General features: G+C 62.8%; 12 protein-coding genes and 1 pseudogene. 9 read left to right on the top strand and 4 right to left on the bottom strand.

All coding sequences use genetic code 11. The features are described 5' to 3' along the window. Window positions 1–159: 159 nt before the first annotated feature. Genes ABIC03_RS19860 through ABIC03_RS19850 form a run of 3 tightly spaced genes read left to right on the top strand, consistent with a single transcriptional unit; the run spans window position 160 to window position 4,828 of the window. Window positions 160–1,959: an FAD-dependent oxidoreductase gene (locus ABIC03_RS19860; protein ID WP_354060296.1), complete on the top strand. Its 1,800-nt coding sequence runs from the start codon at window positions 160–162 to the stop codon at window positions 1,957–1,959. Continuing rightward, window positions 1,929–3,776: a 2-oxoacid:acceptor oxidoreductase subunit alpha gene (locus ABIC03_RS19855; protein ID WP_354060294.1), complete on the top strand. Its 1,848-nt coding sequence runs from the start codon at window positions 1,929–1,931 to the stop codon at window positions 3,774–3,776. The genes ABIC03_RS19860 and ABIC03_RS19855 overlap by 31 nt, the downstream gene beginning before the upstream one ends. Further along, entirely contained in the window at window positions 3,773–4,828 is a 1,056-nt protein-coding gene (locus tag ABIC03_RS19850) for a 2-oxoacid:ferredoxin oxidoreductase subunit beta (protein ID WP_275169264.1), read from the top strand. The genes ABIC03_RS19855 and ABIC03_RS19850 overlap by 4 nt, the downstream gene beginning before the upstream one ends. 4 nt (window positions 4,829–4,832) lie before the next feature. Here the strand turns inward: ABIC03_RS19850 and ABIC03_RS19845 are convergent, their stop codons facing one another. After that, window positions 4,833–5,276 carry a DUF4399 domain-containing protein gene (locus ABIC03_RS19845; protein ID WP_275169265.1) on the bottom strand — a complete coding sequence of 148 codons (444 nt, stop codon included), beginning with the start codon at window positions 5,274–5,276 and terminating at the stop codon, window positions 4,833–4,835. Between the two features lie 17 nt (window positions 5,277–5,293). Then, window positions 5,294–6,820 (bottom strand): SUMF1/EgtB/PvdO family nonheme iron enzyme, encoded by a 1,527-nt coding sequence (locus tag ABIC03_RS19840; RefSeq protein WP_354060291.1) that lies wholly within the window; start codon window positions 6,818–6,820, stop codon window positions 5,294–5,296. A 309-nt stretch (window positions 6,821–7,129) separates the two neighbouring features. Here ABIC03_RS19840 and ABIC03_RS19835 point away from each other — a divergent pair, with 309 nt between their 5' ends. The 6 genes and pseudogenes from ABIC03_RS19835 to ABIC03_RS19810 all read left to right on the top strand — a co-directional run bounded on the left by ABIC03_RS19835 (window position 7,130) and on the right by ABIC03_RS19810 (window position 9,901). Next, window positions 7,130–7,750 (top strand): hypothetical protein, encoded by a 621-nt coding sequence (locus tag ABIC03_RS19835; protein WP_354060289.1) that lies wholly within the window; start codon window positions 7,130–7,132, stop codon window positions 7,748–7,750. A 31-nt stretch (window positions 7,751–7,781) separates the two neighbouring features. Further along, window positions 7,782–8,231 (top strand): annotated as a pseudogene (locus ABIC03_RS19830) (DsrE family protein). A 215-nt stretch (window positions 8,232–8,446) separates the two neighbouring features. Beyond that, window positions 8,447–8,773: an ArsR/SmtB family transcription factor gene (locus ABIC03_RS19825; protein ID WP_007595691.1), complete on the top strand. Its 327-nt coding sequence runs from the start codon at window positions 8,447–8,449 to the stop codon at window positions 8,771–8,773. Next, window positions 8,770–9,201, top strand: a complete 432-nt coding sequence (locus tag ABIC03_RS19820; protein WP_354060287.1) for an SRPBCC family protein — start codon at window positions 8,770–8,772, stop codon at window positions 9,199–9,201. The genes ABIC03_RS19825 and ABIC03_RS19820 overlap by 4 nt, the downstream gene beginning before the upstream one ends. Before the next feature lie 56 nt (window positions 9,202–9,257). Then, complete coding sequence (locus ABIC03_RS19815; RefSeq protein WP_502916936.1) at window positions 9,258–9,470, top strand: hypothetical protein; 213 nt, start codon at window positions 9,258–9,260, stop codon at window positions 9,468–9,470. Further along, a complete protein-coding gene (locus ABIC03_RS19810) occupies window positions 9,467–9,901 on the top strand; it encodes a DUF1801 domain-containing protein (RefSeq protein WP_354060283.1) in 435 nt (144 codons plus the stop codon). The genes ABIC03_RS19815 and ABIC03_RS19810 overlap by 4 nt, the downstream gene beginning before the upstream one ends. Window positions 9,902–10,105: 204 nt before the next feature. Here the strand turns inward: ABIC03_RS19810 and ABIC03_RS19805 are convergent, their stop codons facing one another. Then, entirely contained in the window at window positions 10,106–11,641 is a 1,536-nt protein-coding gene (locus tag ABIC03_RS19805; RefSeq protein ID WP_354060281.1) for a SpoVR family protein, read from the bottom strand. After that, on the bottom strand, window positions 11,638–12,915 hold the full coding sequence (locus tag ABIC03_RS19800; protein ID WP_179950138.1) for a YeaH/YhbH family protein: 1,278 nt from the start codon (window positions 12,913–12,915) through the stop codon (window positions 11,638–11,640). The genes ABIC03_RS19805 and ABIC03_RS19800 overlap by 4 nt, the downstream gene beginning before the upstream one ends. Window positions 12,916–12,918 lie beyond the last annotated feature (3 nt).

Here is a 12,918-nt window from a genome sequence, read left to right as displayed (position 1 = left end):
ATGAAAGCCGGTGATCCCCCAAATTTGCCGTTGTACTTCGGAACGGTTCTAATAAGCTAACCCAATGACGTCATTCAGAAACCAGATCGCCGCGCGTTAGCGTTCGCCAAGCTCAAGAAAAGGCCGCGGGGTCTTTGAGCCTGCGCGGACAGGGTAGGAATGAAACCGACCGATATTGCGGCCCCCGACTACTTTCACAAAGTGGTCGATTGCCAATGGGCCTGTCCTGCGCACACTGCCGTTCCCGAATACATCCGACTGATCGCCCAAGGCCGCTACAGCGACGCCTATATGATCAATTGGAAATCGAACGTGTTTCCCGGAATCCTGGGACGCACCTGCGATCGTCCATGCGAGCCGGCGTGCCGCCGCGGACGGGTTGAGGAGACGCCGGTTGCGATCTGCCGCCTGAAGCGCGTCGCCGCCGACTTCAAGGACGACATTACGCAACGCCTGCCGCGGCCCTCGGCCAAGAACGGCAAGCGCGTTGCATTCGTCGGCGGCGGTCCCGCTTCGCTGACGGTGGCGCGCGATCTCGCTCCGCTCGGCTATCACTGCACCGTGTTCGACGGTGATCCACGAGCCGGCGGCATGATGCGCTCGCAGATCCCGAAGTTCCGCCTGCCGGATTCAGTCATCGACGAGGAGACCGGCTACATCCTGGGTCTCGGCGTCGACTTCAAGGGCGGCCACCGCATCGAGAGCATGAAGGCGCTGCTCGCGGAGAAGTACGACGCGATCTTCGTCGGCTCCGGCGCGCCGCGCGGCCGCGAGCTCGACATTCCCGGGCGCAAGGAAGCAGCCGCCAACGTTCATATCGGCATCGACTGGCTGTCCTCGGTCTCGTTCGGTCACACCGACAAGATCGGCAAGCGCGTCATCGTGCTCGGCGGGGGCAACACCGCGATGGATTGCTGCCGCACCGCGCGTCGCCTCGGCGGCGAAGAGGTGAAGGTCGTCGTGCGCTCCGGCTTCGAGGAGATGAAGGCCTCGCCCTGGGAGAAGGAAGACGCGCTCCACGAGGACATCCCGATCCTCAACTTCCTCGTCCCCACAGCCTTCATCCACGACAATGGCAAGCTCACCGGCATCACCTTCCAGAAGGTGAAGGCCGAATACGACGCCAAGGGCCGCCGCAACCTCGTGCCCTCGGGCGAGCCGGACCAGACCATCGAATGCGACGACGTGCTGGTCGCGGTCGGCCAGGAGAACGCCTTCCCCTGGATCGAGCAGGATTGCGGCATCGAGTTCGACAAATGGCACATGCCAAAAGTCGATCCGCAAACCTTCGTCTCGACCAATCCGAAGGTGTTCTTCGGCGGCGACGCCGCGTTCGGGCCGAAGAACATCATCTGGGCGGTGGCGCAGGGCCATGATGCCGCGCTGTCGATCCATAAAATGCTCTCGGGCGAGGACGTCACCGAGCGGCCATTGCCGGAAGTGCACGTCTCCTCGCAGAAGATGGGCATCCACGAATGGAGCTATGACAACGACATCTCCAACGACAAGCGCTACAAGGTGCCGCATCGCGACAAGGTGATCGCGCTGAAGGACATCCGCACCGAGGTCGAGCTCGGCTACGACGTCAAGCTCGCGTTGGGCGAAGCTCATCGCTGCCTGAACTGCGATGTCCAGACCGTGTTCTCGACCTCGCTTTGCATCGAGTGCGATGCCTGCGTCGATATCTGTCCGATGGACTGCATCACCTTCACCGACAATGGCGAGGAAGGCGATCTCCGTCAGCGCCTGAAAGCGCCCTCGCTGCATCCAGACCAGGATCTCTACGTGTCCAGCGACCTCAAGACCGGGCGCGTGATGGTCAAGGACGAGGATGTCTGCCTGCATTGCGGGCTATGCGCCGAGCGCTGTCCCACCGGTGCCTGGGATATGCAGAAATATTTGATCGAGATGACTCACGCAGGTTCAGCATGTCCGACAAAAAGCCGATCAGCAGCGTAAACGACTTCGTCGTCCGCTTCGCCAACGTCAACGGATCGGGCTCGGCCAGCGCCAACGAGATGTTTGCGCGCGCGATCCTGCGCCATGGCGTTCCGGTGAGCCCCCGTAACATCTTCCCCTCCAACATCCAGGGCCTGCCGACCTGGTACGAGGTGCGGGTGACCGAAGACGGCCATCTCGGCGCCCGCGGCGGCGTCGACATGATGGTGGCGATGAATCCGCAGACCTGGGACAAGGACGTCGCCGGCATCGAGCCCGGCGGCTATCTGTTCTACGATTCCACCAAGCCGATGCCGTCGACCAAATTCCGCGACGACATCACCGTGATCGGCGTCCCCCTGACCGCGATCACCAACTCGACCTATACCGATCCGCGCCAGCGCCAGCTGTTCAAGAACATCATCTATCTCGGAGCGCTCTCGGCGCTGCTCGACATGGATCCGAAGCTGATCGAGCAGCTGATCGGCGAGCAGTACAAGGGCAAGGAGAAGCTCTTGTCCTCCAACGTCCACGCGCTGCATCTCGGCCGCGACTGGGCGCTCCAGAATCTGAAATGCCCGACCGGGCTGCGGGTGAAGAAGTCCGACAAGGTCGGCGACCGCATCTTCATCGAGGGCAACAGCGCCGCCGCGCTCGGCGCCGTCTATGGCGGCGCGACGGTGTGCGCTTGGTATCCGATCACGCCGTCCTCGTCGGTGGCGGAGGCTTTTACCGCCCACTGCAAGAAGTACCGGCACGATCCGGAGACCGGCAAGGCGAAATACGCGATCGTGCAGGGCGAGGACGAGCTGGCTTCGATCGGCATCGTGATCGGCGCCTCCTGGAACGGCGCGCGCGCCTTCACGGCAACCTCCGGTCCCGGCATCTCACTGATGACCGAGTTCATCGGCCTGTCATATTTCGCCGAAATCCCGGCCGTGATCATGAACATCCAGCGCGCCGGTCCCTCGACCGGCATGCCGACCCGCACCCAGCAATGCGACATCATCGCCTGCGCCTATGCTTCGCATGGCGACACCAAGCATGTGCTGCTGTTCCCTGAGGATCCCGCCGAGGCGTTCGAGTTCGCGGCCGCGGCCTTCAATCTCGCCGAGCGGCTCCAGACCACGATCTTCCTGATGCTCGACCTCGATATCGGCATGAACCACCGGCTCTGCCGTCCGCTGAAATGGGACGATTCCAAGCAATATGACCGCGGCAAGGTGATGACCGCGGAGATGCTGGAGGAAGGCCGCGACTTCGGCCGCTACCTCGACGTCGACGGCGACGGCATTCCCTACCGAACCTATCCCGGCACGCATCCGACCAAGGGCTCCTATTTCACCCGCGGCACCTCGCGTGATCGCTATGCGCGCTACTCCGAGGAAGGCTCGGTCTACGCCGACAACATGCAGCGCCTGATGCGCAAATTCGAGACCGCGCAGGATCTGGTGCCGCGGCCGCTCCAGGCCAATGCGGAACGGCCGACCAAATACGGCGTGATCTATTTCGGCTCGACCACGCCGGCGATGGACGAGGCGATCGGATTGTTGGAGACACGAGGCCATCAGCTCGATCGCCTGCGCATCCGCGCCTTCCCGTTCCACTCCAGCGTGGCGAGCTTCCTCGCCGAGCACGATTTCGTCTACGTCGTCGAACAGAACCGCGACAGCCAGCTGCGCCAGCTCATCATCAACGAGAACGGCATCGACCCGGTGCGGCTGGTGCCGATCGTGCATTACGACGGCTCGCCGATCACCGCTCGCTTCATCGCGAAAGCCATTGGCGACCACCAGGATCACCTTAAGGTGACCCCGCTCCGCAAGGCCGTGTCATGACCTACATCGCAAAGCCGAAATTCCACCATCCCGGGCTGAAGAAGAACGAGCTCGGCTACACCCATCGCGACTACGAAGGCAAGATTTCGACGCTGTGCGCCGGCTGCGGCCATGACTCGATTACGGCGTCGATCATCGAGGCCTGCTACGAGCTCTCGATCGAGCCGCACCGGGTCGCCAAGATCTCGGGCATCGGCTGCTCGTCGAAGACACCCGATTATTTCCTCGGCAATTCGCACGGCTTCAACTCCGTGCACGGCCGCATGCCCAGCGTGCTGACCGGCGCCAACCTCGCCAATCGCGACCTGATCTATCTCGGCGTCTCCGGCGACGGCGATTCCGCCTCGATCGGCTTCGGCCAGTTCGCGCATTCGATCCGGCGCGGCGTCAACATGACCTACATCGTCGAGAACAACGGCGTTTACGGTCTGACCAAGGGCCAGTTCTCGGCGACGGCCGACCGCGGCTCGAAGTCCAAGAAGGGCGTCACCAACACGGACAACGCCATCGACCTCGTCGCCATCGCGCTGCAGCTGGGCGCCACCTTCGTCGCGCGCTCGTTCTCCGGCGACAAGACCCAGCTCGTGCCGCTGATCGCGGCCGCGATCGGCCACAAGGGCGCGTCGTTCATCGACGTCATCAGCCCCTGCATCGCCTTCAACAACCACGCCGGCTCGACCAAGAGCTTCGACTATGTCCGCGAGCACAATGACGCGGTGAACCGGCTCGACGTGCTGGTCGGCCGCGATCCGATTGCGGTGGATTACGCACCGGGCACGGTGCAAATGGTCGAGCAGCATGACGGCAGCAGGATCGCGCTGCGCAAGATCGACGCCGACTACGATCCGCACGACCGGCTCGGCGCCCAGACCTTCCTGCAAAAGCACGCCGCCAAGGGACAGATCGTCACCGGCCTGCTCTACGTCGACCCCGACGCGGAAGATCTGCACGAGCATCTCAACACGGTCGAAACGCCGCTCAACACGCTGGAAGCGGACACGCTCTGCCCGGGCTCGGCGATGCTGGACAAGTTCAACGCCAGCCTGCGGTGATCGCCTATCGCGCCGCGGCGGGCTGCCTGACGCGTATGGTGATCTTCTCCGACACGATGGGCGGCTCGAACGGATAGTGCTTGGCATCGCCCAGCACGAGTTGCAGCGTATGCGTCCCGGGTGGAAGCTCGAGAAGCGTTTCGGTCTGCCCTGCCCCGAAATGCAGATGCGACTTGTCCTGCAGGATCGGCTCCTTGGGATCGATGGGGTCGTTGACGTCGATCAGCAGATGATGATGACCGGCGTTCTGATACTCATCGCCGGCATGGGTCACACCCATGTTGCGCAAGCCGAACCGGACCCAGAATCCGCCGCGGACCTTCTGCCCGTCATGCGGGGTGATGAAATAGAGCTTTGCGTCCTTGGGAGCTGCCTTGCCTTGCGAAAAGGCCGTCGCCGGAAGCAATGCGAGCGCCGCCGCCAGCGCGACGCAACGAAGGATCTGCATCAAACCAACTCCTCCACTTAAGGGCTGAGCGCCACGCGGAAGCCGTGCGTCGGATAACGAACATGGGTGTCGTAGCCATCGCGGTTGGACGGCCGCACATATCTGGAATCGTTCTTCCAGGAGCCCGAGCGCAGGACATGGGCGCTGCAGTCCCCACTGCTCCATGCCGAGCCGTCGCCGGGCGCGCCCTGATAGGTCTTGTGCCAGCAGTCCTCGACCCACTGATCGACACCGCCGCCCATGTCGTGGAGCCCGAACGGATTAGGCCTGAAGCTGCCGACCTTCGCTGGTTGCTCGGCCGCGAGATCACCGCAATCCTTGCAACCGGCCATGCCCGGCTGCAGCTTGTCGCCCCACCAATATTTGGTCTGCGTTCCGCCCCGCGCGGCATATTCCCATTCGGCTTCGCTCGGAAGCCGATAAGTCTTCTTTGTCGCCTGAGCGAGATAGGCCGCATATTGCTGCGCGTCGGTCCAACTCACATTACTGACCGGCGCATCGTCCTTGCCGATGGCCGTGAAGCCGCACGCCTTTGCAGCGGCGCACTCGTTCCATTCCTGCACGGTCACCGGATATTTGCCGATCGAGAACGGCTTCACCGTCACCTGATGGACAGGACGCTCGGTCGGGTCGTCGTTGCTTCCCATCGCAAAGCTGCCGCCGCGGATGGCGACCATTTCGGGTTCGCGGACGGGAATTGGCGATGGAGTTGGCGCCGGAGCGGGCGACGGGGATGACGAAGCCGACGAGGGAGAAGGCTGCGGCGTCTGCGGCGCGGCTTCGCGCGGCGGAGGCTGCGGGCTTGGCGATGCGGCAGGAGAAACGGTAGTGACGGCGGCCTGCTCGCTCACCCTGCCCGGTGTCTGAGCCAGCAGATACCACAGCACACCGGCGGCAATCACCGACAGCGTGATACCCAGGAGAAAGATCAGAGTATTCTCGCGCCGCCCCCGCGTCCTGCCGACCGCGTCTGCATCCGGCAGCACTTTATAGACGCGCACGGGATCGGTGATGTTCTTGACCTTGCGGTCCCCGAGCGACTCGTAACCGCACACGACCTTGTGCTTGATCTGCTCGTAGATCGCGCCGGAGATAAAGACCTGGCCTGGTTCGGCGATGCCCTCGATGCGCGTTGCGATGTTGACGCCGTCGCCGTAGACGTCGTCCGGCTCCACGATGACGTCACCGAGGTTGACGCCAATCCGGTACTCGATCCGGGTCTCCTTCGGTAGCGAGGCGTTGCGGCCGATGAGATTCTGCTGGATGACGATGCTGCATCGGACGGCCTCGACCGGACTGTCGAAAATCGCGATGAAGCCATCGCCCGTCGTCTTCACCAGACTTCCATTGTGCTCGACGATGCTGGGCCGGATGAGATCCCGCTCGATCCGCTTGACGCGGACGTGCGTGCCCTCCTCGTCGGCCTGCATCAGGCGGCTGTAGGAAGCGATGTCACCGACAATGATGGCCGCGAGGCGACGAGGCATAGGGCCGTGCGAAGGCGGCTCGTCATTCCCGGATCTGAAGTTGCGAATTTCGCCCATTGCGGGGGGACTCCACAAACTTACAAAGGCAGACCCCAGCCTACGACTGCCAAAGACGATCGTCTGTGAAGGCTATCACATCGATGACGTCGGGTAATGTCGTAAGAACCGCAGGGCGTCAGGTTCCGAAAGGCGAAGGGGTCACGTCGAATGAACCTTCATGACCCCACCGATGACTAAAGCCCGGCGTGGAACTGATCACCTGGCTCCGCCCAGCGATGATCCTGTCAGATGTGCGGACGTTGAACGCGTCGCACCCGGGCCGCGTCTACAGCGTACAGCTCAGCCGCTGCACGCGAGGCCATCATCATGAAGCTTTCTCTCGTTGCTGCCGTCTTCCTTGCCGCGCTCGGCGGCGCTGCTTACGCCGAAGAGGCCGACGATATCCGTGAGGCCAGCAAAGCCGAAGTCGAGACCTTCAACGCACGCATGTATGCGGGCTCACCCGGCAACAAGGCCTATGCCTGCTTCGTGCGGCGCTACGATGCCGAGCATCTGGCGCGTCATCCGAAGCAGAAGGTCGCCGCGATGAAGCTGCTGATCTCGGCGGAGTTGGACACGGAGGACAAGCAGCTCCACAACTCCTTCCGCCTCGGCTTCAGATATCGTCACCGCTCCAGCGATTTCGACTCCAGCGGCTCCTGTCATCACGCCGTGTTCACCAAGGACGGCACCGAAATCCGCCTCGGTTGCGGCGTCGACTGCGAGGGCGGCGGCATCGGCGTCGCGCTCTCAAGGGACGACAAATCGGCGATCGTGCGGCTCGCGCGAGTCAGGGTCTGGCAGAACAACAAGCCGGATGACGATGCTGAACTATCACTGGTCGCCGGTGCCGATGACGGGATTTTCCGCCTAGATCGAACGGACAACAAGGAATGCGCCTCGCTCGTGACCGACCGCAGGGAACTCGCCGCGCTCCGCCACAAATGATATGTGTCCGGCGCAATCGAGGGAGATCGTCATGAACCGCCGGAACATGTTGTGGAGCGCCGTCTCGGGCCTGGGCGCGGCGCTTGGCGTCTCCAGCGCGAAGGCCGCGACGGACGCCGGCACCGGCAACAAGCTGAAGGTGGTCTATCATTTGAGCGATGCCGAGAAGGTCAATTTCGTGCTCGGCAACATCTAGAACCACATCGGCGGCGTCGGCGGTCCGGACCATGTGACGATCGCGCTGGTGATCCATGGGCCGGCGCTGAAGGCGTTTCACTCGCCGCAGGCCAATCCTGACATCAGCAAGCGCGTCGGCGATTTCTCCAAGGACGGCGTCGAGCTTGCCGCCTGCGGCAATACCATGAAGGTGCAGAACGTCACGCTCACGGATCTCTTGCCGGGCTTCGTCAGCGCGGAAAAGGGCGGCGTGGTCCGTTTGGCCGAGCTCCAGTCGCAGGGCTATCTCTATTTGCGGCCGTAGGGGCGCGGGAGGCGCCGCTACATTGTCCGTCATTGCGAGCGCAGCGAAGCAATCCAGTCCCTCCGCGGAAGCAGACTGGATTGCTTCGTCGCAAGGGCTCCTCGCAATGACGGCGGAGCGGGTTGCGCGAGCGAGTGCCACAGCCTCGCAACGCGCTTGACTTACCCATAACTCCACGGTTATGAGTACATCCATAACTTACAGGTTATGAATGTATGCCTGCCGCCGCCCACGACCTTCTGTTCAGGACGCTCGCCGACCCGACCCGTCGGGCGATCTTCGAGCGATTGTGCCGCGAGGGCGAACAGACGGTCGGGGCCCTGACGGCACTGTCGGGCGTGTCCCAGCCGGCGGTCTCAAAACATCTCGGCGCACTGAAGCAGGCTGGCCTCGTGCGCGACCGGCATCAAGGGCGGCAGACCCATTACAGCGCCCAGCCCGGCGCGCTCAATCCGCTGATCGACTGGACCAGCCAGATGGCCGGATTCTGGCAAAACCGGCTCGATGCGCTCGACGATCTCCTGAAGAGGATGGACCAATGAACGAATCCGCGACCGAAACCCGATCTGTCGTCGTCGAGCGCGAATTTGCCTTTCCGGCAGAGCGGATCTGGCGTGCGCTGACGCAGCCGCATCTGATCGAGGAATGGCTGATGAAGAACGACTTCAAGCCGAACGTGGGCCACCGCTTCAACCTTCGCGGCGAGTGGGGCGGCGTGCTGGACTGCAAGGTCCTCACCATCGAGCCGCAGAAGAGGCTCGCCTACACCTGGAATTTCTCGCATGACGACGCGGCCTTCGATCTCAAGAGCATCGTGACCTTCACGCTGACGCCGACGGGCGCAGGCACTCACTTGCGTGTCGAGCAAGCGGGCTTCAGCCCGACGCAGAAGCAGGCTTTTGGCGGCGCGCATGCCGGCTGGAAGCAGTTTCTCGCCAAGCTGGACGAACTGCTGGCAAGGGCAGACTAGCTCGGCCACCGGCCTTCATTCGATCATCTCAAGAGGAGGTTTCATTGACCGGAAGCATGTGGGTTCGGCAGATCCATCGCTGGCTGTCGATCGCTTTCACGCTGGCCGTCATCGCCAACATCGTCGCCATGACCATGCAGCTCCAGGCCATCTGGATCGGTTTCCTCGCGCTGGTCCCGCTGATCCCGTTGCTCGCGACCGGGCTCTATATGTTCGCGCAGCCCTATCTCGGCCGGGGCGACGGCACGCGACAGGAGGCGCGATCGTGACAAAGGCCGCGACCCCGACAAAGAAGGACGCGAATGGACCGTCGCCCTCCAAGCTGATCGACGGCAGGATCAAGGAGCTCGGCGACTGGCGCGGCGACATGCTCGGGCGAATCCGTGCCCTGATCAAGGAGGCCGACCCTGATGTCGTCGAGGAATGGAAGTGGCGCGGCGTGCCGGTGTGGGAGCACGACGGCATCATCTGCACCGGCGAGACCTACAAGGCCGTGGTGAAGATGACCTTTGCCAAGGGCGCGGCGCTGGAGGACCCGTCGGGCCTGTTCAATTCCAGCCTCGAGGGAAATGTGCGGCGCGCGATCGATTTTCGCGAGGGCGAGAAGATCAACGAGAAGGCGTTGAAGGCGCTGATCCGCGCGGCCGTGGAGCTGAATGCGTCGAAAGCCAAGAAGAAGCCAGCGAAACGTTCCGGATAAAACAGCCGTTGTAGAGCAAGAACGCTTTCCTTCTCCCCTTGTGGGCGAAGGTGGCGCGAAGCGCCGGATGAGGGGTCTCTATCGGCACAGGAAACGTGGAGAGATACCCCTCACCGCAGCGAGCTTGTGTCTCCCGGCGTCGCCGCCCTCTCCCACAAGGGGCGAGGGCACATCAACGCGCATTGCTCCGCATTGTCAGCAGCGTCAGGCCGCCGCGGTGATCGGGCGGGGGCTCACGACATATTCGCGCAGGACCTTGTCGTTGGCGTCGACCTCGATCAGCGCGACGTCGTAGGTCCAGAGATCGGCCAGATGCTGGAGCACGCGCTTGGCGTCGGTCTCGTTGAGCTGCGCGCCCTTGATGACATGATGATGCAGGATCAGCCGCCGGTCGCCAGAGAGATCGACGTCGACCACCTCGATGTTGGCGTCGATGTAGCCGACATCGTGCTGCCGTGCCAGTTCGCGCCGGACGCGGCGGAAGCCGCGCTCGTCGTGAATGGCGTCGACCCGGATGCCGGCGCGTTCCTCGGGATCGTCGTGCAAGTGGAACATGCGGAGGTGCCGCATCAGCTTCGGGCTCAGGAACTGGGCGATAAAACTCTCGTCGCGGTAGTTGGCCCAAACGTCGCGCATCACGCCCATCACGTCGTTCTTGCCAGCGATGTCCGGGAACCACTCGCGGTCCTCGTCTTCCGGACTGGTGACGATGCGCTCGATGTCCTGCATCATGGCGAAGCCGAGCGCATAGGGATTGAAGCCGGAAAAACGCTGGTCGTCGAATTCGGGCTGGAATACGACATTGGTGTGCGACTGCAGGAATTCGAGGAAATTGCCGTCGCTGATGCGGCCCTGCTGATGCAGCTTGGTCATGATGCGATAGTGGACGTAGGTCGCCGTCCCCTCGTTCATCACCTTGGTCTGGCTCTGAGGATAGAAATATTGCGCGATGTGTCGGACGACGCGCAACAGCTCGCGCTGCCAGGGCGCCAGCCGCGGCGCACTCTTCTCGAGGAAATACAGCAGGTTTTCCTGCGGCAGGCCGAGCAGCTTGCGGCGGCGTTCGATGCTGAGCGCGGACCGGGTCTTGCTCTTTCCCGCCGGCACGGTGCGCCAGAGGTCGTTGAAGACCTCCTCCTCATGCTGGCGGCGGCGCCCTGCCCGCTTCTCTTCGGCGCGGAGATCGAGCTTCTTCTTGCCGGGATAGCGGTCGATCCCGTGCGACATCAGCGCATGCGCGGCATCGAGGGTGCGCTCGACCTCGACGCGGCCGTAGCGATCCTCGCATTGCATGACGTAGTTCTTGGCGAAATCCAGATAGTCCAGGATGCCGTCGGCGTCGGTCCATTGCTTGAACAGATAGTTGTTCTTGAAGAAATGATTGTGGCCGAAGGCGGCGTGCGCGATCACCAGGGTCTGCATCGTCGCCGTGTTCTCCTCCATCAGGTAGGAGATGCAGGGCGAGGAGTTGATCACGATCTCATAGGCGAGCCCCATCAGGCCCTTGCGGTATGAGGCCTCGTGATACGCAAAGTGCTTTCCGAACGACCAGTGTTTGTAGAACAGCGGCATGCCGACGGACGAATAGGCGTCCAGCATCTGCTCGGCGGTGATCACCTCGATCTGGTTCGGATAGACGTTGAGCCCGAGATCTTTCGTCGCCACCTCCTCGCAGGCATCCGTGATGCGCTGCAAGGTGTGGAAATCCCAATCGGCGCCTTCGAACAAGCGTTCCGTCATGGAGCGGCTTTCTCCTGGGCAGTGTCGCGGCGCTGGAACAGATCGTGGAAAACCGGAAAGATCTCGCTGCGCTCGCTGACCTTGCGCATCGAGAGCGGCGCGCCGCTGTTGCGCAGGCGCTCGTAGAGGGTCCAGAGCGAGGAATCGGACAGATCGAAGGCGCTGCCGCCGGACTCGCCGACCTCGAGGTAGGCGAAGAACTGGCAGACCGGCAGGATCTTGTCGGTCAGCAGCATGCCCGCGAGCTCGCCGTCGGAATAGGAATTGTCGCCGTCGGAGGCCTGCGCGGCGTAGATATTCCAGTCCGACGGGCTGAAGCGTTCGCGCACGATCTCGTGCATGGCCTGCAGCGCGCTTGAGACCAGCGTGCCGCCGGAAGCCGGGCCGTAGAAGAAGGTCTGCTCGTCCACCTCCTCGGCGCGATCGGTGTGGCGGATGAAGACGATGTCGACATGCTTGTAGCGACGCTTCAGGAACACGTAGAGCAGCATGTAGAAACGCTTGGCGAGATCCTTCATGTGCTCGGACATCGAGCCCGACACGTCCATCAGGCAGAACATCACGGCCTGGGCAACGGGCTTGGGCACCGTCTCGAAGCGGCGATAGCGGATGTCGAGCGGATCGATGAAGGGAATGCGCTTGGACTTCGCCTTCAGTTTTTCGAGCTGGGCCATCAGCACCAGACGCTCGTCCTCATCCGCGCATGCGGCGATGGCGGATTCCAGCTCCTCGATCTCCTCTTTGCTGGGACGCTTGAGCGCGATACGGCGCGCCATTGCGCGCCGAACCGTGCGGCTCACCGAGATGTTGGATGGCGAGCCCGACGTGGTGTAGCCGGCGCGCTGGATGCCCTCGCTCTCGGTCTGCGCGATCTTGCGCTTGGCGAGATCGGGAAGTTCGAGATCATCGAGGAAGAGATCGACGAATTCGTCGCGGCTGAGCACGAAGCGGAAGGCGTCCTCGCTGTCGCCTTCGCCCGGACCGGAATCCTTGGCGCTGCCCTGGCCGGAGCGCTGGAGATAGTCGCCCTCGATGAACTTCTTGTTGCCGGGCAACACCATGTCGCGCGTTCCGCCGTCGCGGCGGAAACGCGGCTCATGCATGCCGTCGAGCGGAATGGTGACCTCGCCACCCTCCAGGACGTCCTTGATGTCGCGTTCCTGCGAGGTCTTCTTGACGGCGCCCTGCACCAGGGATTTGGCCCGACGCAAGAACCGCTGCCGGTTCTCGAGACTCTTGCCGCCTGGATTCAGGCGCCTGTCAATAATGTGAATCGG

Source organism: Bradyrhizobium sp. RT6a (genome assembly GCF_040547675.1).
Taxonomy (GTDB): Bacteria; Pseudomonadota; Alphaproteobacteria; order Rhizobiales; family Xanthobacteraceae; genus Bradyrhizobium.
This window is presented reverse-complemented; position numbering and strand designations above follow the sequence as displayed.